This is a genomic window from Chitinophaga sp. ARDCPP14, from assembly GCF_051362515.1.
Classification (GTDB): domain Bacteria; phylum Bacteroidota; class Bacteroidia; order Chitinophagales; family Chitinophagaceae; genus Chitinophaga.
Genome location: NZ_JBKIXB010000002.1, coordinates 650,064 through 671,887, shown reverse-complemented (window position 1 = coordinate 671,887; position 21,824 = coordinate 650,064). Strand labels below are relative to the sequence as shown.

Below are 21,824 nucleotides of genomic sequence, written 5' to 3'. Positions count from 1 at the left end.
ATCATCCTGATACAATGCCTGCTGCTTTATGTGGCACGGCATTTTCTGCTTTCCTACTCAATAAAAGATTTGATTATGAGCAACAAAAAGAATAAAACCGGAAAGGAAGATCAACAACTATCTAAAAATGAAGATGATCAGTTTCCTGGATACCCCGAATACCCTGCCAGCGAAGATATCATGAACAAAAAGAACCGGGATAAAGAAGTAGACCTGGATATTAACGAGGTAACCGGCTCTTTCCGTAGAAACAGTGAATTATCGCCTGATAAAAAGAAGTCCAGGGAAAATAATGAACAGGAAGAAACCTGGCGCCAGGATAAAGTGGGAGATGACCTTGATATTCCCGGTGCTGAACTCGACGATGAAGCAGAAGCTATCGGAGAGGAGGATGAGGAAAACAATATTTACAGCATAGGAGGCGACAGACACGAAGATCTGGAAGAAGATAACGGTGAGTTCCTCAACCTGGATGAAGACAAGGATTAGGGCTTATAATAGCGGTGTAAGGAGGCGACAAACAGCGTCCATAAACCGCTTTAGAATATTGCGCCTGTTCCAGCGGGTTTCCTGAACAGGAACTGAATATAAAAGGTCTTCTTCAAACACCTTATTCAGCCGGGTAGCCACCTCTGTATCATAGATCAAAGCACCTATTTCACAATTCAGATAAAAGCTGCGGTTGTCGAAATTAACGGAACTTACCCAGGCGAGATTATCATCTATCACCATCGTTTTCGCGTGAATAAAACCACGCGTGTAAAAATATATTTTGATACCTGCCGCCAGCAAAGGTTTCAGATAGGAGAGGGCGGCATGTTGTACAATGTAGGAATCGCCTTTTAACGGCAGCATCAGCTGTACATCTTTCCCCGCCAGCGCCGCCATTTGCAGCGCGGTGAGCAGCTCTTCAGTAGGAATAAAATAGGGATTAGAGATCCTGATTCTTCTCTTGGCAATATTAATAGCCATAAGAATACTCTGCATGGCAACAGGCCATTCTGAATCGGGCCCGCTGGCAACGATATCTACAAAGCAGGTACCCGTTAAATCTGACCGGCCAAAGAACGGTTCTGCAAAAGGAAATACTTCTTTACTGCAATAACGGTAACTCATCAGAAACTGCAGCTGCAGTATGTTTACCGCATCGCCTTCAATTTTCAGATGGGTATCCCGCCAGAAAGTAGGATGCTTGCCATTGTTGATGTACCGTTCATCGAGATTGATGCCGCCCACAAAGCCGACCTTGCCATCTACCACGATAATTTTCCGGTGATTTCTGTAATTGGCGTTCAGATAAAAATCTACAAGCACAGGAGAAAAAGGGTATACACTGGCGCCATGTGCTTTTAACCTTTCAGGAATATCCCCGATCCGGTCGCTGCCCATATCGTCGTACAGAAAACGTACCTGTACACCCTGGTTTAATTTTTCGATCAGGATGTTGGTTACTTCATTTCCCACATCATCATCTGCAATCATGTAGTACTCTATATGGATATGATGTTTCGCAGCACGCAGTGCGCTGAAAACCACCGGGAACTTTTCTTCTCCGTTGATCAGTAGTTGTACCCTGTTATTTTTGCTGAGGATAGACTGCCGCGTATTAAGCAGCATGGCTGAAATCTCCTGTTTATTTCCTGCCAGCCGCCGGAGTTCTACCTGCATTTGTTCTATCAGTGGTTTCTGTGACTCCCAGTACCTCGAAAACAATACTTCATCTTTACTGCCTTTCAGCGTAAACCGCCTTCTTTTACGCAGGTCTCGTCCCAGGTAGTAGTAAACAATTAAACCAACAACGGGAATAAATACCAGCACCAGGATGTAACCGATAGCCTTTACCGGGTTGCGGTTTTCAAGCAGAATGGTAGCAATCAATCCGATGAAAATAAGGATCAGTAAGACGATACTGCCTATTTTGATGTAAATATGCCATTCTGCACCTGTTAGATAACCGATCAGTGTTTTCACCAGTAAAAATTATTTAAGTATTAATATTAACATGTTTCCGTTAAAATAGTTACAGGCTGCTTTTTTATCAACATGGGTACGTGTATCAATATACCAATCGTTGCATTTAGCAGCGAGAAAGCCGTCATCCAGCTATTTTCGCGGGAGAACCCACCCAGGAATAACCAGGCCAGGAAATACACGTGGAACCATAACGGAACAATCCATGCGGCCAGCGGAAAGTAATGGGCACTGGTGCTATTTCTCCTGGCAAAACCCGTTGCTACCATTAACGACAGTAGTATTATCAAGGCAATGAGCCGATGCATACTGCTGATGCCAAATGCCTGTTTCAGTAAATCGGCCAATGGAAATAAGGATATCCACAGGGCAGCCTGTGAAAGGAGAATGGAAAGTAAAGGCAGCAATGCCTTCCATACCCGGGTGACGGCTACTTTTTCCAGCAGCCGGCCAAAGAGGGAATAGAAAAATACCACCAGCAACCAGCCATAGAAATTAGCGTATGGCACGCCGAACCATTGACCGGTAAGCGTTTCCGAAGGATAGCCCCTGCCCACCCAATCCCAGTGCCACATATGCAGGCGATAGGCTACCACATCCATACTTGCATCGATGTTCAATGCCAGCAGGCTGTCCAGCGCCGCTGCCGCCCATAACGGCAACCCAAAGTTATCTGTAAATAAACGCGACGAATAAATAATGACCGCCCAACCACAGCCAATACAAAACGGAATATTATGCGGCGCCTTGCCCAACATGAGCCAGAATTGCCCGTACACATAGCCGCTGCTGGTGGCTACATTTACATATTCCAGCAACAACCCGAAACACAGTGCCCCCAGTAACCACGCCATATGTGCGGTTCCTTTTTTCAGGGCGTGCCAGCCGCAAATAAGCAAAAGGATATACATACAGATCTCCGTTAGCGGAAAGCAGTATCCAGGGGCATTACCATAAGGCATATTGGCGAAAGGAAGCATATCCCTGTAGTTTGAAGTATTGAAGATAATAAATCACCTGCGATTCATTTTCTTTCAAAAGAAAATGGCCTGTTTCCATCGTTACCGGAAACAGGCCATTTAAATATACGGTACTTTATTCGGCTGTTATTTCAAGGATGTTGCTGCTTAGTGATCTGCCATTGCCAGGTACCAGCTGAATGCCTTCTTTCATCAGGAAATCGCCGCTATAGAGCCTATCAAAATGATAGGAAGAATGTGTTCCCGGGAACAGGTTTATTTCGTTGATGCGGTAACGTTTCTGAGGATCCAGTCCCTGCAGTTTTACGAGTGTAAATACGTCGTTTTTTGCAATGTTCATCAGGTAGCTGAAAACAATACTTTTTTGCTGATCATCGCTGGTATACTGGAATACCGCCCTGTTTTCCTTATAGGGAGAAATAAGCCGGTAAAGATTGCCATACCACACAATATCACTGATACGCTTATACGTAGTTACTGCATCACGACTGAACTGTAATTCTTTCTCTGTAAAATCGTCCACTTTGATATCGTATCCCAGTTTGCCCATCATGGCTACATCGGTACGGAATTTCAGGGATTGGCTGCCCCAGTTGGTGATATGTGCGGCCATTGTATTGGCCGGGAAGAAGTGTGAGTATCCGTACTGGATATAAATTCTTTCCAGTCCGTCGGTATTGTCACTGGGCCAGAATTCGGTGAAGTATTTCATGGCGCCATAATCTGTTCGGCCGCCGCCACCGGAGCAAAGCATGATTGGCAGGTGAGGATATTTCGCTCTTACCCTGTCGAGCACTTTGTATAAGCTACGGGTATAATCGATAAAAAGGTGCGACTGCTTTTCTTTCAGGTAGGGAGAATAGGTATTGGTTAGCATCCGGTTACAATCCCATTTGATATAAGCGATGCCCGGGTTTTCCGACATGGTTTTATCTACTACACCATACACGAAATCCTGTACTGTAGGGTTGGTAAGATCCAGCACCATCTGGTTGCGGTAATAGTTTTCAGCGCGGTTTGGCAGGCGAAGTATCCAGTCGGGATGCTTTGTATACAACTCACTTTTTGGATTTACCATTTCCGGTTCCAGCCATATACCGAACTTTATGTTTTGTTTTTCTGCTTCCTGTACGAGGTAGCCCAATCCATGCGGAAGTTTGGTGGTGTTGTGTTCCCAGTCGCCCAGGCCTGCGTTGTCTGCATTGCGTGGAAATTTATTGGCAAACCAGCCGTCGTCGAGTAGGAACAGATCGACCCCCAGTTTTTTGGCCCCGCTGAAAAGACCGGTCAGCCGTTGTTCGTTGAAGTCCATGCCGGTTGCTTCCCAGTTATTGAGCAGGGTTAAACGTGGGGAATGTCCATCAAGGATGCCGTAGTTGAGTGCCCAGTGATGAAAGTTTCTGCTGGCTTGTCCTGTGCCTTTGGCCGACAGGGTGAAGATGAATGCCGGCGTGGTGAAAACTTCGTTTGGTTTTAGCGTATAGTCGCTTGCGTAAGGATTAATACCGGAATTAATGTGGAGTGAGTTGTGTTCATCTACCTCAAATCCAAACTTAAAATTTCCTGTCCAGGCTAATGTTCCGGCCAATACTTCTCCATTCTCTTCTTCAGCAGGATGATTTAATGACAGCAGGAACAGGGGCGATTGCAGCATATTAGCCCTTACGCCCAGTTTGCTGTCGAGGATTTTCATCCCGGTGGTAAGATATTGTTCCTGCATATCAGCTTCCTTTGCCCAATCGCCGTGGAATTGCGTTAACCAGTATTTATCTGCTTTCAGGTGCAACATGGAGGAGGCGTAGGCTGTTAGCTGTACCGGTTTTTTCTCGTTGTGCTTTACTTCCGTCCATGCTTTGATAATATCTTCTTTATAGTACGCTTCAAAGTGGAGGATAACGGTTACCGGGTATACGGGATCTTTAAGTGTAATGGTAGTTGCAATGATGTCATCGCTGGTTTTTGCGGATGTATGGGTATCATATTTTAGCTCCAGGGAAGGATTTCCGTCGTTGTGAACGATGCGGATAGCCGGGTCCAGCAGGCTTTCCATGCCGGCGGTTATATAGGCCTCCTGTTTCCCTTTTGCAAGGGTATCCGCCATATCGGGCTGTAACTGTTGTCCGAAGTATTGTTGTATTAACCGGCCTTCCGGGTTAATGCTGTATACCAGGCTAATGTTGCGGGTAGCAATGCGGATATTTTTTTCCTGTGCAGATACCCAGTGGGTTAACAATAGAAAGCTTATGCAAAACAGTGTTCTCATGTTTTAATATTTACTAACGAGGAATAAGTGTACAAAATACAAATAAAAAGAAAGGATGTATATGGTAATTTACGGGAGACAGGTACTATTCCGGTCAGGATGTGCCCGTACAAAAGTGAACAAAAGTTGTCCGGTACCGGACAAAAATCTTTTATAAGGTTATTGATCATCAATACGTTGGGGTGCGGCATTTTTTTCGCGGGAAGAACAAACCACTATTCATTTGTTTATGATAAAGAACTACTTTCTGATTGCCTGGAGAAATATGGCGAAGAACCGTTTTTTTGCTATCGTGAATATCTGGGGATTAGCTATCGGGATCACATTTGTATTGTTGATCGGTGCATATGCCTGGGGAGAATACCAGGTAAACCACTTTGTGAAGAATAGTGACCGCATTTTTCTACTGAGAAGCAAATGGGCAAATCCGGAAACAGGAACAGAGTTAACAACATTAGGACCACTAACCAAGGCACTGCAGGATAATTATCCCTCGCTGGTGGAAAAAGCTTATGCCCACGATGGAATCAATGTTGTTATTTCAGTGGGAGATAAGCATTTCAGGGAAGGGGCACAGCCAGGGGATTCAACTTTTTTTGAGATGTTTAATTTTCCGGTTGCCTATGGTGATCCGCACACCGCAATGGATAAGCCAAATGCGGTGGTGCTTACGGAGAAGAAAGCAAAGCAGTATTTTGGCAAAACAGATGTGGTAGGGAAGTTAGTAAGGATACAATCCTTCGATGGAAGGAATGATAATTTTGAAGTAACAGCTGTAATAAAAGATCTTCCTTTTAATACCATCACCAACTTTTTTAAACCCGGAAATGAAATATTTCTTTCACCCGCCAGCATACGTTATTTTGGAAGGGAGTTTGGATTTAACAGCTGGTTATCGCCCTATATTGTGGGCTATGTAATGCTAAAACCGGGTGTTACTGCTGACCAGCTCCAGGGGCCAATAAAAACATTATTGGCTACCAATACGGACGCAGAAATTCAACGTACGCTGGAGGTAACGCCGGTATCTTTGAAGCACTGGTACCTCCTTATGAATAAAGGGCTGGCGAGAAAAATGATCACCGTATTTTCATTAGTGGCATTGTTTATCCTGCTGATGGCGATTATAAATTTTGTCAATATTTCTATCGGTAATTCTTTAACAAGATTAAAGGAGATAGGCGTACGAAAGGCGATGGGAGGAAAGCGGCTGCAGTTAATACTTCAGTTTATTACCGAGTCGGTGTTAGTCGTTACTTTTTCTTTTATTGTATCGCTGGGTTTGTATTTTATAGTAAGACCTTGGTTTGGAGAACTGATCGGGAAAGACATTCCAGCGTTATCTTCTTTTCCTGCCTGGTTTGCCGTGTTACCATTGTTGGTAATCCTGTTTACCGGCTTACTGGCAGGTATTTATCCTGCGTTTGTATTATCTGCGCAACCTTCTGTAACCGCATTGAAAGGGAAGTTAAAGGATGTAAAGGAGAAATTATTATTCAGGCGGTCGCTTGTAACCGTACAATTTGTGACAGCCATCGTGGTATTTATTGCTGCGATTGTAATAGACCGGCAAGTGGCTTTCTTTTTCAATTCAGACCTTGGGTATAATAAGGAAAAGTTGGTGACTGTTGCCGTGCCGCGCGACTGGACCATAGCGGGAGTAGCACATATGGAACGAATGAGGGAGGAGTTCCGGGCAATGCCGGAAATAAAAGATGCCACCTTTGCCTATGTGATCCCCGACGGGGCAGCCAGTGGCGCCAGCAGGATTTACAGGCCGGAAAATGATTCCAGTACTGCTGTTTCGGCGGTGTCACTTATTACAGATGAGCGCTACCTCGCCACTTACGATATCAAACTGGATGCAGGAAGCTTTTATAATGGCGCCCCGGAAGATGCTGCCAAAATTATTATTAATGAAGCGGCGGTAAAGGCATTAGGTTGGAGGAGTGCGGAAGAAGCCATCAATAAGCCGCTGCGGTTGCATAATTTTAACCAGGTGCTGTATGTGAGTGGTGTTACCCGGGATTTTCATTTTGGAAGTCTGCATGATGCCATAGGCCCGGTTTATTTTCAGCCGGTACGGGGAATAAATATATACCGCTATTTATCGTTCCGCTTTAATCCTGGAAATACGGCGACGCAAGTGGCTGCATTGCAACGAAAATGGCAGCAGGTTTTCCCGGATGCTCCTTTTGATTTCAAATTTTTGGATGATAGTATAGCGCAGTTATACGATACGGAAACACAAATGCGGAAGGCTGCAAAGGCTGCCACTGCAGTATCACTGATGATTGTGTTGCTGGGGGTGCTGGGAATTGTTACTATGAGTATTGCAAAGAGGAATAAAGAGATGGGAATAAGAAAAGTACTCGGTGCATCGGGCTTACACGTCCTCCTGCTTTTTATAAAAGAGTTTTCAGGAATCATTGTTGTGTCCAATATCATTGCCTGGCCATTATCGTGGTATCTCTTACATGGCTGGCTGATGGACTATGCCTACCGGATCAACATTGGGGTATTGCCTTTCCTGATTGTGGGCTTAACCCTGGCAATACTGGTAGGGGTGATCATTGTGTGGATGACTCACCGGTTAGCGGCTATTAACCCGGTAAAGAGCCTGAGAACGGAATAATGATTATTTTAGTAATCCTTTAAAGGATTACTAAAATGGCCACTCAGATTATTATTGTGCTTATCCTTACGATGTTTATTAACGGGATAACTACGTTGTCTTATGCTGTAAGACTGGTAGGTGTAAAAACCGGTAGAATTGCCATTACCTTTTCTTTATTTAATATCCTTGCTCTTTTATCCCGCACCGCCAATACGTTGCAGGCGCCGTTACTGGCCAAAACGGTAGAACGGGACCTGAAACAGGGGCTTTCCTCCAATATGGAGATATTCAGGTATATTATTCTGTCGTGTACTATTGGCGCTATAATTGGCGCACTGTTGATCCCAACTTTTCAGCGGTTATTGTCTAAGGCAGTGGTGCATTTTAGTGTACATAAATCTATTCCCAGGTTATTTTATGTTGGCTTATCCGGCGCCGGTATGCAGTTCATGAAAGAGAGCATGCGGATGCCCACAAAAGAGCAATTCCTGGAATTGCCTGCTAACAGGGATATGCCCTGGCGTATTTTTATCTACAATGTATTGGCCAGCGCAGTAATAACAATTTCGGTTTTATCGTGTGTGTATGCTGCATATCTGAATCCAGAATACAGAACAACAGCCAGTAATTTATCGGGTGTTATAAACGGTATGGCCACGGTGCTGATGGTATTGTTTATTGATCCGCATTTATCTATACTCACGGATGATGTGGTATTAGGGAAGCTTTCACAGGGCGCTTTCAGAAGATTTGTTGCCTATATGGTAATTGCCCGTATTGCCGGAACGGTACTTGCACAGCTGTTACTTTTCCCCTGTGCGCAATTGATTGCCTGGCTGGCAGAAAAAGTATAGTCCGTTCACAATTGGTTAACATTTTTTTGATGTTTTCCGTGTTTTTTTGAGAATGAATTTTAACCCACGAAAATTATTTGTCATTGTTGGTGATCCTCATTCAGGCAAAACAAGAACGATACAAAACTTGTTTCAGCGAAAGCGGTTTTATCTCTTCAAACAACCCATAAAACTGGATGCTTTGTGGAAGGAGAAATTTATTGTCGTAAATACTCCGGACCCGTACTGCCGGTCAGACGACCAGCTCAGCCGCATTAAATCGGTTATAGAGTATCATGCAGTATCGGATACCTCTTTTCTTTTTAGCCTCAGCCTGGTAATAGATAACAGCGCATTTGACATCGGGCAAATCGTGTCTTATTTTAACCAGTCTGCTTTTGAGGTTCACTACCTTGTTTTATATTCGAGCTGGTATGATAAAAAAGTGATAAGCCCGGAGAGTATGTTGCAACTGCAGCAGCTGGTAAAAAATGGAAGTATTCATACATTTGAAAGATTGGTGACACAATCGGGGTTGCGGTTTAATGAGCGGGCGGAGGAGGTGAAAGAGGCCATAGGACGAATACTTGGAATAACCGTTAACATAGAAGGGCAATGATGAAACGTTCTATTTGGGCATTCATCTGATAAATCGGAATCAGCCAATTCAAGGTGTCACAATTTTTGTTGGGAGAGGATAAACAGAAATTATGAAACAGCCTTATGTTATAAACATCGACGTATCTCTACTCGACGATTTACGTCACCGCCTGGCGATGACACGCTGGACCAATGACATTAACAACGACAACTGGAAAACGGGCACAAACACAACATATTTGAAAGAGTTATGCTATTATTGGTTGCATAACTTCGATTGGAAAAAGAATGAAGCCTTCCTTAATTCGTTTTCGCATTTTAGAACTGCTATCGACAACGAAGGGATTCATTTTATCCATGAAAAAGGCAAAGGCAAAACAAGCGTGCCTCTTTTGTTGATACATGGTTACCCGGATTCGTTTATGCGGTTCCTGAAAGCAATTCCGCTGTTGGTTGCTCCTGATGATGGGTTTTCCTTTGATGTGGTTGTTCCATCCATACCAGGCTATGGTTTTTCGGATATTCCGACATCGCCGGGTATGAATCCAAAACACATAGCATCCTTGTTTGCAAAATTGATGACAGAGGAGTTGGGTTATTCCTCCTTTATAGTGCATGGTGGGGATTGGGGTAGCACCATAGCGGAGCAAATTGCGGTTAATAATTCTCAAATTCTTAAAGGTATTCATCTTACCGATATCCCCTGGCGTCATCTGTTCTCTATCTCCCCGGATGCGTTGACGGCATCTGAAAAGAAATACGTGCAAACCGGTCAGCAATGGAGTCAAACCGAAGGAGGTTACGCCGTAATACAATCTACGAAGCCGCAATCGCTGGCATATGGATTGAATGATTCGCCTGTGGGGCTTGCTGCATGGCTGATAGAAAAGTTCTTTAGTTGGAGTGGTTGTGATGGCAAGCTTGAAAATACTTTTACCAAAGATGAATTACTTACGAATCTTACTATATACTGGGCTACGCAAACAATAACTTCAGCAATGCGCCTCTATTATGAGGCGGCCGTTTCAATACAACAGGAGGAAAAAAGTATGGAAATTAAGAAAGTGGAAGTTCCTACGGGCGTGGCTATATTCCCCCAAGACGTTGTACCGGCTCCCAGGGAATTCGCGGAACGACTCTTTAATGTGCAGCAATGGACTGAAATGCCCAGGGGAGGACACTTTACGGCAATGGAACAACCAGATCTATTTGCAGGGGATGTTCGAAAATTTGCAAAATCATTGAGTGGGGTAAGCTTGCGGTGAATAAGTGGGAGCGAATGAGATATTAAAGATTACCCGGAATACAAGTTGGGCTTTTCATATGAGTGAGCCATTCACTCAGAAATTTGTGAATATATTAGATATATCAAATAACTAGTTTTCACAAATAGCCTTAATTTTTAATCACATTTCATGTTTTCTAAATAATTTTCATAAATTAGATATAACTATATTTCATGAAATAAGATGGGAATTAACAGCTTTTCACAATTAATAACGGTATTTCAGGAGAGAACTTCGCCTGAAAAAGGTTATTTAGTAGGATATGGGGCGATATTAAAGGCCTATAATTTACAGGCTCCGCTTCCTGATATCCTGGCTCTTATAAGCCAAAAGCACAAGCAATACAAAACGGAAGAATGGATTGTTTTTACACCCAGACATATGCCTGAAGATACTCTCATGGGGCACCTGACTTTTGCATTAAAGTATGAAGGAATTGAACTTGGGCTACTAAAAAAATTATTTGAAAAGCTGGATGCAGAAGAGATTAGTAAGGTGATCAGCAATGAACCAACGGGCCAATACAGCAGGAAAATATGGTTCTTGTACGAGTGGTTGATGGGTTTTCAACTGGAAATTCCTGATCTGATAGCTGGTAATTATATTAACCTGGTTGATGAAGACATTCAATATGCTTGTCGTGATAGACTGGAGACTTCTAAAAGGCATCGGATAAGAAATAACCTTCCCGGCGTTAAAGATTTTTGTCCTATGATCAGAAAGACTGCTTTATTAGAGCAATATATCAGTCTTGATTTATCCCAACAGATAAAAAGGATCATCGGAAAAATTCACCCGGATGTTATGGCGAGAACATCGGCTTTTTTGTTATTAAAAGATTCAAAAGCGTCTTATGCCATTGAAGGAGAAAGACCACCGCAGAACCGGGCACAGCGTTGGGGACGGGCTATCGGTCAGGCAGGTCAAACACCAATCTCGAAAGACGAACTAATCCGGTTACAACAGATAGTAATAGATAACCCGCGATTCACCAAGATGGGATTCCGCGATCACGAAGGGTTTATTGGTGAACATGACAGACGACATGGGACACCCATTCCAGATCATATTTCAGCCAAATGGCAGGACCTTGATGCATTAATAGATGGTTGGATCGCTGCCAACCAAAAATTGGAAAAGGATGGTTCCTTTGATGCCGTATTAGCTGCAGCATTGATTGCTTTTGGATTTGTATTTATACATCCCTTCGCGGATGGAAACGGTAGGATTCACCGGTACCTGATCCATCATGTGCTTTTAAGAAAAGAATATATTTCAAAAGGAATAATCTTTCCTGTTTCTGCCATCATTTTGGAGCGATTGGATGAGTACCGCCGGGTGTTAGAGGGTTTTTCAAGGCCGCGTCTTAATTTGGTGGAATGGAAACCCACTGAAAATAATAACGTTGAAGTACTGAATGATACAATTGATTTTTACCGGTATTTTGATGCAACCAAGCAGGTGGAGTTTTTATATAGTTGCGTTCAGCAAACCATCGAGCAAACCATTCCTGAAGAAGTTGATTATCTCGAAAAGTATGATCTTATGAAAGATTATCTGGACAACTACTTTGAAATGCCAGATAAAACAGTTGCTTTGCTTGTCCGTTTTCTGGAACAAGGAAGAGGACAACTATCTGAAAGAGCGAGAGCAAAAGAGTTCGAAGCTTTGACAGATAAAGAGGTTATTGAAATCGAAAATAAATACCAGGAAATATTCCAATAAAGATGTCTACCGTTTATAATTGCTTACACTATGAAAAGTAAAGCGTTCCAGTTACATATAAGCCTGAAAGATTCTTCTCCATTAATATGGCGCAGTATTATAGTGCCGGAAGATTATTCATACATCCAATGTTCCATTATTTAAAAGTCGTAAAAAAAGTCTGCCAGACTTATTAGTAGATAGCAAAACCAATAAGGTTTAATTTTTTTTACCCCAATTCTATATAATAGGAAAATGAACAGTGTCGAACCCCGCGGGTGAATGAAGTATTCCGCCAAATGACGGGCCTGGTACGGCTTTTAGGGGAAATGAAAAACGGGAACAAAACCTTTTACAGTAATGTTCCCGCTTCTGTGGTGTGAGCCGGGATCGAACCGGCGACACAAGGATTTTCAGTCCTTTGCTCTACCAACTGAGCTACCGCACCATCCGTTTTTTATTGCCCTCTCTCGTGAGGGGATTGCAAAAGTAATACATTCTTTCGAATTGCAAAATTTTTTTGAGAAAATTTTACGAAATCACTTTTTCATTGAGAATACTGCTCCAAAGTTCATGCCGCCAATACAGCGACTGGCGGGCGTATTCAGCAGCTTCATCCCATTTATTTTTGTCCGTGCCACATAATTCATTGACCATTTGCATGGCCAGTTGACTATGGTGGTCACCGTCTACTTCTATGTGTCTTTCCAGGTAATAAATGAAGGTATCCAGCTTGCCCGGAAACTTCTGATCGAGGTCTTTTACCAGTGCGAGGAACATGTCGGGAATCAGGTCTTCCCTGCCAAAGGTGAACACCGCTGCCATAATATGTGCCTTACCGGTAGCAATCACTTCAAATGTAAAGCTAAGAAAACCCTTTATGGCCTCAGGAAGGTCGGCGGTGGCCAGCACCCTTTCAATAGGCTTTCCAGCCTTTATATCAGCTATAATCGCCTCTATCGGGCTGGTATCGGCGCCAGCCTGTTGCATGGCGCGTTCATACAGTTCAAAATGGCTGCAGCGGTTACCTTCTTTATCCACGTCGCTTTCTTCCCCGGTAACAATTTCATTGATCAGGTAACGGGTAGCGGCATTGCCCACGGGTATCCATGGTACATTTACACAGGTAAGTTGTTGCTGCAGTCCTTTCAATAAAGACATGAAGTCCCATACAGCATATACATGATACTGCATAAAAGTGCGAACATCATCCAATGTTTGCAGCTCCGCGTATAACGGGTGTGATACTACTTTCTCCCTCCCGGAAGCAATCGTTTCCTGTATTTGTTTAATGCTCATCAGTTGTACTTATAGCCGGACTAGTTGCCGTATACCACCAGGAATTTTATACGCATCAGCTTCAGTTGCTCCAGCGAATAATCATTTTCAATCAGTTCTTCCCTGGCCAGGGCGAGACTGGAGGTTTCGCAGCCTTTGAAATACTCCATGATTTCATCCTGTGCATAATCATCCAGTTCTTCATCCAGGCAGTAATCGATGTTCAGTTTGGTACCACTGGCAACAATGGTTTCCATTTCGTCGAGTAACTGGGAGAGGGAGAGTTCCTTATTTTTAGCAATGGTTTCGAGCGGTATTTTCTTATCGATATTCTGGATAATAAATACTTTCATCCCGCTTTTATTCACCACGCTTTTCATAACGAAATCGTCCGGCTTGGTGATATTATTTTCCTCTACGTATTTGGTGATTACATCCAGGAACTGTTTGCCGTAGCGAACAGCTTTCCCTTTGCTCACGCCCTGGATTTTTTCCAGTTCCTGAACGGTAGTAGGGTATTGGGTGGCCATATCTTCCAGGGAAGTTTCCAGGAAAATAACAAACGGGGGAAGGTTCTTTTCCTTGGATACTTTCTTGCGCAGTTCCTTCAGCATTTCAAACAATGCGGGGTCTGCAGATGCCTGTGCTTCCGCGGCGGCTTCCTCTTCCTCATCCAGGGTGTCTTCATCAAACTGGTGATTCAGTGCAACCATGATGGAGTAGGGCTTTTTGAGGAATTTGGCGCCCTTATCGGTTACTTTAAGCAGGCCGTATTCCTCAATATCTTTTTCTATCAGTCCTTCCAGCATCATCTGGCGCATCAGGGAGTTCCAGAAGTGCGCGTCAAATTCTTTTCCTTCTCCAAACACCTCCAGTTTATCATGACGGTAGGTGCTGATCTGGGGGCTGGTTTTCCCGGTGATGATATTGATCACATATTCGCTGCCAAAGCGCTCTTCGAGGGAGCGGATGGCTTTCAGCATGATCACCACGCGGTTTCTGACTTCTATTTTTTCTTTCGGGTTACGGCAGTTATCGCACTGGCCGCAATTCTCCGTTTCGTAATGTTCTCCGAAGTAGTGAAGGATAACCCGGCGGCGGCATACGGCGCTTTCGGCGTATGCAACGGTTTCGTTAATGAGCTGTGCGCCCATTTCACGTTCGCTGAGCGACTTATCGCGCATAAGGTGTTCGAGTTTCTGCACATCCTTATGGGAGTAGTAGCAGATACAATGTCCTTCCAGTCCGTCCCTGCCGGCACGGCCGGTTTCCTGGTAGTAGTTTTCCAGGCTTTTAGGAATGTTGTAGTGGATCACGAACCGTACGTCGGGCTTGTCGATTCCCATTCCGAATGCAATGGTGGCTACAATTACCTCAGTATCTTCATGCAGGAACATATCCTGGCGTTGTGCCCGGGTAGTAGGGTCCAGGCCGGCATGGTAGGCTACCGCTTTAACGCCGTTGGCTACCAGCATATCCGCCAGTTCCTCGGTGGTTTTACGGTTCAGCGTGTAAATGATACCGCTTTTGCCTTTATGCTGATGAATGAACTTAACAATATCCTTGATGGTTTGATCCTTTTTGCGTTTGGGCCTGATTTCGTAATACAGGTTTGGGCGGTTAAAGGAAGAAATAAAGATATTGGCCTTGTTCAGACACAGGTTCTTTACGATGTCGCTTTGCACCTTCGGGGTAGCAGTAGCGGTCAGGGCAATAATGGGCAGGTTATCGCTGATCTGGTCGATCATTTCCTTCAGGCGGCGGTATTCCGGCCGGAAGTCATGCCCCCATTCAGAAATACAGTGTGCCTCATCTACTGCAATAAAAGAGATTTCCAGTTCCTTGAAGAAATCGAGGTTTTCCTGTTTGGTGAGGGTTTCCGGAGCTACATAGAGCAGCTTGGTTTTTCCCGCCGTCAGGTCGGCCCGCACTTTCTTGATCTGCGCCTTGGATAAGGTGGAGTTTAGAAAATGTGCCACATTGTCCTTACTGCTATAGCCTCTAACCAGGTCTACCTGGTTTTTCATCAGCGCAATAAGGGGTGAAACGATTAGCGCACAACCCGGCCTCATCAGCGCCGGTAGTTGATAGCATAATGATTTACCTCCGCCGGTTGGCATTATCACAAAAGTATCTTTGCCTGAGAGGATGCTATTTATAATTTTTTCCTGATTTCCCTTAAAGGAATCGAACCCGAAGTGTTCGCGTAATGCATCCATCAAACGTTCCTTAACAACAGCCATTGCATTCAAATTTTAACTCTAAAGAACCAACAAATGACGAAATATATTTATATGTTTTTTAGGGGACACGAAGTTACTTAAAAAAGCGCGGAGTATCAATATAAATTACTTGACCGCTCCAGTGCTGGTTAAAAAATGATAAATTTGTAAATCGACATGAAAAGGAATCAAACTATCAATATAGGACAGGTAGCCAGGCGCACAATTGCGATGGAGGCATCAGCTATTAATGATTTGCAGCATTTTATAGATGCAGATTTTGAAAGAGTTGTTGAAAAGATCGCTCAATGCCAGGGGAGACTGGTGGTGACAGGCATTGGTAAAAGCGCCATTATTGCCCAGAAAATAGTGGCTACATTTAATTCTACCGGTACGCCGGCCCTTTTCATGCATGCAGCAGATGCCATCCACGGAGATCTGGGCATGATCCGCGAGGAAGATGTGGTAATGTGCATCTCCAAAAGCGGTACTTCCGCCGAAATAAAGGTGCTTGTTCCCCTGGTGAAGAACTTTGGCAACACTTTAATTGCCATGGTGGGGAATACAAGCTCGTTTTTAGCCCAGGAAGCCGATTTTGTACTTAATACCACGGTTAGTAAGGAAGCCTGCCCAAATAACCTGGCGCCCACTACCAGTACGGCGGCACAGCTGGTGATGGGAGACGCCCTGGCCGTTTGCCTGATAGAATGGCACGGATTTACTGCTGCAGATTTTGCCAAGTTCCATCCCGGAGGCGCTTTAGGAAAGAAATTGTACCTTAAGGTCGGGGATCTCAGCAAACAGCACAAAGCCCCGCAGGTATCAGCAAACAGCTCATTGAGAGAGGTGATTGTGGAAATTTCATCCAAAATGCTGGGTGTTACTGCCGTAGTGGATGAAAATGGATTACTTCAGGGTATCATTACAGATGGCGACCTGCGCAGAATGCTGGAGAAAGATGTTCCTACAGCAGCTGTAACGGCAAAAGATATAATGTCGCTTCACCCGAAAATGATCCAGCAGGATCAACTGGCCATCAACGCTTTAGAGATGATGCGCCAGCACGATATTACCCAACTGCTGGTAATGGACGGTGAACGGTATCAAGGTATTATTCACTTACATGATTTAATCAGAGAAGGAATTATTTAGAAATGACACAGCTGAACAGCCATTTTTACGTGGCAATAATGGCAGGGGGAATAGGCAGCCGGTTCTGGCCCCATAGCCGCACAGACAATCCCAAGCAGTTCCTGGATATCCTGAACACAGGAAAAACCCTGCTCCAATGGACTTATGAACGCTTCGCGCAGTTCATCCCAAAGGAAAATATATTCGTGGTAACCCACCATCAATATAACAGCAAGGTGAGTGATCAGTTGCCGGAGTTGCCCACAGCCAATATTGTGAGCGAACCATCCCGTAAAAATACAGCTCCCTGTGTTGCTTACATTTCCCATAAAATCCATAAACAGGACCCGCTGGCCAACATTATTTGTGCCCCGGCAGATCACCTGATCATGGATGGACCGGCGTTTACCAATTCCTGTTTAAATGCACTGCTGTTTGTGCAGAAAAACAGCGCCCTGGTTACACTGGGAATCAAACCTACCCGCCCGGATACCGGTTACGGCTATATCCAGTTTGAACCACAACACGTGGCGGATAACGTATACCAGGTGAAAACCTTCACAGAAAAGCCCAACCTGGAACTGGCCAAAACGTTCCTGCAAAGCGGTGATTTCCTCTGGAACGCCGGCATCTTTGTATGGAATGTAAAAACTATCCTGGCAGCTTTTAAACAATATCTTCCGGAGATAGATGAACTGTTTGAACAGGCTACACCCGCACTCAATACCCCCCAGGAAAAAGAGGTAATGGAGAAAGTATATCCGCAGTGTACCAATATCTCTATCGATTACGGTATCATGGAAAAAGCCAGCAACGTATATGTGATCCCCGCCAATTTCGGATGGAGTGATCTGGGTACCTGGGCTTCCGCCTATGAGAACCTCGAAAAGGATTACCTCGGCAATGCAGTGCAGGGTAAAAACGTGGTGGTGATAGACGCTACCAAATGCATGGTGAAAGTACCTAACGATAAACTGGTGCTGTTACAGGGCCTGGATGAGTTCATCGTAATCGATACAAACGATGTACTGCTCATCTGCAAAAAAGAAAATGAACAACAGATCAAAGAATATGTAGGGGAAATCAAGCGCAACAAAGGCGAGAAGTTCCTGTAAATATTTTTGTGATTTTTGATATTGAAATTCAGATATTTAGTGGCTGAAAAGACTTTCTCACCAGCAGATGTCTGAATTTCAATATCAAAAAATCCGGCAATGATCTCAAAACTGCCCAACGTAGGCACCACCATATTTACCGTCATGTCCGCACTGGCGGCTTCCCACCAGGCAATTAACCTCTCCCAGGGATTTCCCGATTACGATTGCAGTGATGAACTGAAAGCTATGGTAAATGAAGCCATGCAGCAAGGGCATAACCAATATGCCCCTATGCCGGGCCTTCCGCAGTTGCGTAATGCTATTGCCACAAAAATCAGTAGTCTTTACCAGCAGCAGGTACATCCCGATTCGGAAATTACCATTACACCCGGGGGCACCTATGCTATTTTTACGGCCATTGCTACGTGTATACATCCGGGTGATGAAGTGATCATTTTTGAACCGGCCTACGACAGCTATATTCCCAATGTATTGGTAAACGGGGGAGTGCCCGTGCTCATTTCCCTTTCGTTTCCGGGCTACCGGATCAACTGGGACGAAGTAAGAAGTAAAATCACACCCCACACCAGGATGATTATGCTGAACACCCCGCATAATCCAACAGGGAGCATCTTACAGGAAAATGATATGCAGGAACTGGAAAAACTGGTGGATGAGTTTAACCTGATCGTATTATCAGACGAAGTATATGAACACCTGGTTTTCGACGGCGCACAGCATCACAGCGTATTGCGTTATCCCGCTATTTTCAGGAATAGCTTTGTTACCTTCTCTTTTGGAAAAGTGTTTCATAATACCGGCTGGAAAATGGGCTATTGTGTAGCGCCGGAGCACCTGATGAAGGAGTACCGGAAGGTGCACCAATACCTTTGTTTTTCTGTAAATACCCCCATGCAGTACGGACTGGCAAAATTCCTGGAAACGCCATCTCATTACCTGGAGTTACCGGCGTTTTACCAGCAGAAAAGAGACTATTTCCTTGAGTTAATGAAAGGTACCCGTTTTACCCCGCTGGCCAGCCAGGGAAGCTATTTCCAGCTGATGAAATACGACCGGATATCAGATGAAGGGGATAAGGATTTTGCGATCCGTATGACCAAAGAATTTGGTGTGGCGGTGATCCCCGTGTCTGCGTTTTACCAGGACGGAAAAGATGATCATGTCATCCGGTTTTGTTTTGCGAAGAAACAGGCTACGCTGGAACAGGCTGCCGCGCGGTTGCAACAGATATAAAAAAAGGAGACCGCTGATAACAGCCAGATCAATGCCTTTAAATAATTGATCTAACGTGTTATCAGAGTCTCCCTCTTTTTATGAAAAAGCAAATTTATTCTCTTCTATAAAAGGCGGACAGCTTAAACAGCTACTGCTGTTGCTCCTTCCGGTATGTTATTTTCCAGGATCAGCGTTTGCTCCATAAAGCTTACGATCCCGGTTTCTACGTCGTAAATCGCGCCTATAATACCGACTTCTCCTTTCTGGATCATTTCACGGAGAATGTTGCTTTGTTCCATAATGGCCTGCACAGAGCGTTGTACATGGATCGCGTTTACCGCTTCCACAAATTCGCCGTTATGGGAGTTGCGGTCCTGTTTAATAGTTTTCTCTGCAAATACAGCCGGGGCTATTTTGTTTAACAGCCCGGTGAGGTTACCCATTTCAATGGAATCGCAGGCACCCTTGATCGCGCCGCATTTCGTATGGCCCAACACCACGATGAATTTGGAGCCAGCTACCTTACAGGCATATTCGAGGCTGCCCAGTACATTATCGGAAATAACGGCGCCGGCTAAACGGATACTGAAGATGTCGCCCAATCCCTGATCAAAGATCAGCTCTGCAGAGGTACGGGAGTCCATACAGCTAACGATAGCCGCCATGGGCCATTGTCCGTCGGAAGTATCGTTCACCATTTGCAGCAGGTTGCGGTTCAGGCGAAGGTTTTCCACAAACCGGGTGTTACCGGCCTGCAGCAATTCCAGTGCTTTTTTAGGAGATATATTGGCTTGAGATATTTTATTCAATGTCTTCATAATTGTCATTTTTTGAAATTGAAAAATGAACGGATGTAAGCATGGTTTCCGTTACGTTTTTACATTAAAGGTGTACCTGCCTTTAATTTAACTGCAGCTCTTTCAGTAACTCTTTATGGTTACCGGAAGAAATAGTGTGTACCTGCGGGGAATTCAGCCTCGACTGTTCTTCAACAGAAAGGTCTGGTGTATTTTGAATGTTGTACACGGATTTAAATCCCGTCAGGATTACTTTGATGTTTTTTTGTGGCGCTTTGATGTCTTTGAATTCGCGGATGGTCTGCAATACATCAAAATCGATATAAGCAGTTTTGTGTGCATCAATCACCAGTGTAATATTTTCAGGCATATGATCCAGCGTAAGCAGGATGCTGGCCTTGTTCAGGAAAGAAACTTCCTGTGCCAGTTCCAGGCGGATGCTGTCGCCACTGTGGTATTTTTCCTTGCGGAAATAGTAAGAGCTTTTCATATTACCACGTAAAATGGCGAGCACACTTACAATCATACCCAATGCAATACCTACCAGCAGATCGGTAAACACGATGGCTAATACGGTTACAACAAAAGGCACCCATTGGTACTTACCATTTTTGAACATTTCCTTGAAAATGGAAATTTTGCACAATTTGTAACCAGTTACCAGCAATACTGCCGCCAGGGTAGCCAGCGGAATTTTATTTAATAATGCAGGGATCAGGGCCGTACAAACCAGTAATAATGCACCATGCGTCATTGTTGCCAGTTTGGTTTTACCACCGGCATTGATATTAGCGCTGGAGCGTACAATTACAGAGGTGATTGGTAAACCGCCAATTAAGCCACTGATCATGTTACCAATACCTTGTGCTTTCAATTCCCGGTTAGGAGAAGTATGGCGTTTCAGAGGATCCAGTTTTTCGGTGGCTTCCACATTCAGCAGGGTTTCCACGGAAGCTACTATTGCTATAGTAGCGCCGGTAATCCAAACATCTTTGTTAGTGATGGCGCTGAAATTCGGGAGCGTGAACTGGTTCACGAAATCACCAAAACTACCGGCTACCGGTAAAGTTACCAGGTGATTAGATCCCAGTGCCAGCAGCTCACTGCCGGAAAATGCTGTATTCAGCAATATGCCGGTAATTACTGCTACCAGTGGCGCTGGCACTACATTGAGCTTCGGGATCTTGCTCCAGTACAGAATAATGAGAATGGAGATAATGGTGATCAATGTTGCGCCAAGATTAATGTGGTTAATCGTGGAAAGCAGGGCACTGAAAGTATTTTCGCCATCTACCTGAATAAAGTTGAAATCACCTTCCGAATCGGCATCATAGCCAAATGCGTGCGGTAACTGTTTCAGGATAATGATGATACCAATAGCGGTAAGCATACCTGTGATTACATTGGAAGGGAAGTAGTTGGCTACCGTCCCTGCTTTGATTAATCCCAGTATAAGCTGGATGGCGCCGCCTATTACCACGCTCAGGAGGAATACATCGAAGGCGCCAAGTTTGGTGATAGCCACCAGTACAACAGCGGTAAGACCTGCTGCAGGACCACTTACACTCAATTGCGAGCCGCTTAAAAAGCCGATTACCAGGCCACCGATGATACCGGAAATCATACCGGCAAACAAGGGCGCTCCTGAGGCCAGGGCGATTCCCAGGCACAATGGCACCGCAATGAGGAAAACAACAAGGCCGGCTGAAAAATCGCCTTTTATATTGGAGAATATTGATATTTGCTTGTTCATAAAATTTGCTTTTCCGTTGAGGGATCACACTTCCGGATAGCAGCCAATGCTGCAAC

16 protein-coding genes and 1 tRNA gene are annotated in these 21,824 nt (G+C 44.4%); 9 read left to right on the top strand and 8 right to left on the bottom strand.

Annotated features, from left to right (window positions below):
* Positions 1-75 precede the first annotated feature (75 nt).
* On the top strand, positions 76-489 hold the full coding sequence (locus ACLHR0_RS07445) for a hypothetical protein (RefSeq protein ID WP_436485642.1): 414 nt from the start codon (positions 76-78) through the stop codon (positions 487-489).
* A 3-nt stretch (positions 490-492) separates the two neighbouring features.
* Here ACLHR0_RS07445 and cls read toward each other — a convergent pair whose 3' ends face one another.
* The 3 genes from cls to ACLHR0_RS07430 form a co-directional block, all read right to left on the bottom strand.
* Entirely contained in the window at positions 493-1,971 is a 1,479-nt protein-coding gene (gene cls, locus ACLHR0_RS07440) for a cardiolipin synthase (protein WP_429043117.1), read from the bottom strand.
* 26 nt (positions 1,972-1,997) lie between these two features.
* Positions 1,998-2,882, bottom strand: a complete 885-nt coding sequence (locus ACLHR0_RS07435) for a carotenoid biosynthesis protein (protein WP_436485640.1) — start codon at positions 2,880-2,882, stop codon at positions 1,998-2,000.
* 184 nt (positions 2,883-3,066) lie between these two features.
* Entirely contained in the window at positions 3,067-5,214 is a 2,148-nt protein-coding gene (locus tag ACLHR0_RS07430) for an alpha-galactosidase (RefSeq protein WP_436485639.1), read from the bottom strand.
* A gap of 229 nt (positions 5,215-5,443) precedes the next feature.
* On the opposite strand from ACLHR0_RS07430, the gene ACLHR0_RS07425 reads away from it, so the two are divergent.
* The 5 genes from ACLHR0_RS07425 to ACLHR0_RS07405 all read left to right on the top strand — a co-directional run bounded on the left by ACLHR0_RS07425 (position 5,444) and on the right by ACLHR0_RS07405 (position 12,275).
* Positions 5,444-7,849: an ABC transporter permease gene (locus ACLHR0_RS07425; protein ID WP_436485637.1), complete on the top strand. Its 2,406-nt coding sequence runs from the start codon at positions 5,444-5,446 to the stop codon at positions 7,847-7,849.
* 35 nt (positions 7,850-7,884) lie between these two features.
* Positions 7,885-8,685: a lipid II flippase Amj family protein gene (locus tag ACLHR0_RS07420; protein ID WP_429043106.1), complete on the top strand. Its 801-nt coding sequence runs from the start codon at positions 7,885-7,887 to the stop codon at positions 8,683-8,685.
* 127 nt (positions 8,686-8,812) lie between these two features.
* On the top strand, positions 8,813-9,283 hold the full coding sequence (locus ACLHR0_RS07415) for a hypothetical protein (RefSeq protein WP_436485635.1): 471 nt from the start codon (positions 8,813-8,815) through the stop codon (positions 9,281-9,283).
* A 91-nt stretch (positions 9,284-9,374) separates the two neighbouring features.
* The gene (locus ACLHR0_RS07410) at positions 9,375-10,529 is read left to right on the top strand and encodes an epoxide hydrolase family protein (RefSeq protein ID WP_436485633.1); all 1,155 of its coding nucleotides are present in this window, start codon (positions 9,375-9,377) and stop codon (positions 10,527-10,529) included.
* A gap of 204 nt (positions 10,530-10,733) precedes the next feature.
* Positions 10,734-12,275: a Fic family protein gene (locus ACLHR0_RS07405; protein ID WP_436485631.1), complete on the top strand. Its 1,542-nt coding sequence runs from the start codon at positions 10,734-10,736 to the stop codon at positions 12,273-12,275.
* Positions 12,276-12,629: 354 nt separating this feature from the next.
* Here ACLHR0_RS07405 and ACLHR0_RS07400 read toward each other — a convergent pair.
* From ACLHR0_RS07400 to recQ, 3 genes are all read right to left on the bottom strand, one after another.
* A tRNA-Phe gene (locus tag ACLHR0_RS07400) sits at positions 12,630-12,702 on the bottom strand.
* A gap of 83 nt (positions 12,703-12,785) precedes the next feature.
* The gene (locus ACLHR0_RS07395; RefSeq protein WP_436485629.1) at positions 12,786-13,553 is read right to left on the bottom strand and encodes a DUF3050 domain-containing protein; all 768 of its coding nucleotides are present in this window, start codon (positions 13,551-13,553) and stop codon (positions 12,786-12,788) included.
* A 20-nt stretch (positions 13,554-13,573) separates the two neighbouring features.
* A complete protein-coding gene (gene recQ / locus ACLHR0_RS07390) occupies positions 13,574-15,775 on the bottom strand; it encodes a DNA helicase RecQ (protein ID WP_370908855.1) in 2,202 nt (733 codons plus the stop codon).
* A 156-nt stretch (positions 15,776-15,931) separates the two neighbouring features.
* Here recQ and ACLHR0_RS07385 point away from each other — a divergent pair, with 156 nt between their 5' ends.
* From ACLHR0_RS07385 to ACLHR0_RS07375, 3 genes are all read left to right on the top strand, one after another.
* A complete protein-coding gene (locus tag ACLHR0_RS07385) occupies positions 15,932-16,906 on the top strand; it encodes a KpsF/GutQ family sugar-phosphate isomerase (RefSeq protein ID WP_429043091.1) in 975 nt (324 codons plus the stop codon).
* A 2-nt stretch (positions 16,907-16,908) separates the two neighbouring features.
* The gene (locus ACLHR0_RS07380) at positions 16,909-18,000 is read left to right on the top strand and encodes a mannose-1-phosphate guanylyltransferase (RefSeq protein WP_370908853.1); all 1,092 of its coding nucleotides are present in this window, start codon (positions 16,909-16,911) and stop codon (positions 17,998-18,000) included.
* Positions 18,001-18,099: 99 nt separating this feature from the next.
* Positions 18,100-19,236: a methionine aminotransferase gene (locus tag ACLHR0_RS07375; protein WP_436485627.1), complete on the top strand. Its 1,137-nt coding sequence runs from the start codon at positions 18,100-18,102 to the stop codon at positions 19,234-19,236.
* A 122-nt stretch (positions 19,237-19,358) separates the two neighbouring features.
* Here the strand turns inward: ACLHR0_RS07375 and ACLHR0_RS07370 are convergent, their stop codons facing one another.
* Positions 19,359-20,036 carry a carbonic anhydrase family protein gene (locus ACLHR0_RS07370; protein ID WP_429043085.1) on the bottom strand — a complete coding sequence of 226 codons (678 nt, stop codon included), beginning with the start codon at positions 20,034-20,036 and terminating at the stop codon, positions 19,359-19,361.
* An 82-nt stretch (positions 20,037-20,118) separates the two neighbouring features.
* Positions 20,119-21,768, bottom strand: coding sequence for a SulP family inorganic anion transporter (locus ACLHR0_RS07365; protein WP_436485625.1), 1,650 nt, complete (start codon positions 21,766-21,768; stop codon positions 20,119-20,121).
* Positions 21,769-21,824: the final 56 nt, after the last annotated feature.

Coding starts and splice junctions, on each gene's coding strand:
- ACLHR0_RS07430 (WP_436485639.1), bottom strand. CDS start 5,214: ATGAGAACACTGTTTTGCATAAGCTTTCTATTGTTAACCCACTGGGTA.
- recQ (WP_370908855.1), bottom strand. CDS start 15,775: ATGGCTGTTGTTAAGGAACGTTTGATGGATGCATTACGCGAACACTTC.
- ACLHR0_RS07425 (WP_436485637.1), top strand. CDS start 5,444: ATGATAAAGAACTACTTTCTGATTGCCTGGAGAAATATGGCGAAGAAC.
- ACLHR0_RS07410 (WP_436485633.1), top strand. CDS start 9,375: ATGAAACAGCCTTATGTTATAAACATCGACGTATCTCTACTCGACGAT.
- ACLHR0_RS07395 (WP_436485629.1), bottom strand. CDS start 13,553: ATGAGCATTAAACAAATACAGGAAACGATTGCTTCCGGGAGGGAGAAA.
- ACLHR0_RS07385 (WP_429043091.1), top strand. CDS start 15,932: ATGAAAAGGAATCAAACTATCAATATAGGACAGGTAGCCAGGCGCACA.
- ACLHR0_RS07370 (WP_429043085.1), bottom strand. CDS start 20,036: ATGAAGACATTGAATAAAATATCTCAAGCCAATATATCTCCTAAAAAA.
- ACLHR0_RS07420 (WP_429043106.1), top strand. CDS start 7,885: ATGGCCACTCAGATTATTATTGTGCTTATCCTTACGATGTTTATTAAC.
- ACLHR0_RS07380 (WP_370908853.1), top strand. CDS start 16,909: ATGACACAGCTGAACAGCCATTTTTACGTGGCAATAATGGCAGGGGGA.
- ACLHR0_RS07405 (WP_436485631.1), top strand. CDS start 10,734: ATGGGAATTAACAGCTTTTCACAATTAATAACGGTATTTCAGGAGAGA.
- ACLHR0_RS07375 (WP_436485627.1), top strand. CDS start 18,100: ATGATCTCAAAACTGCCCAACGTAGGCACCACCATATTTACCGTCATG.
- ACLHR0_RS07365 (WP_436485625.1), bottom strand. CDS start 21,768: ATGAACAAGCAAATATCAATATTCTCCAATATAAAAGGCGATTTTTCA.
- ACLHR0_RS07435 (WP_436485640.1), bottom strand. CDS start 2,882: ATGTATATCCTTTTGCTTATTTGCGGCTGGCACGCCCTGAAAAAAGGA.
- ACLHR0_RS07445 (WP_436485642.1), top strand. CDS start 76: ATGAGCAACAAAAAGAATAAAACCGGAAAGGAAGATCAACAACTATCT.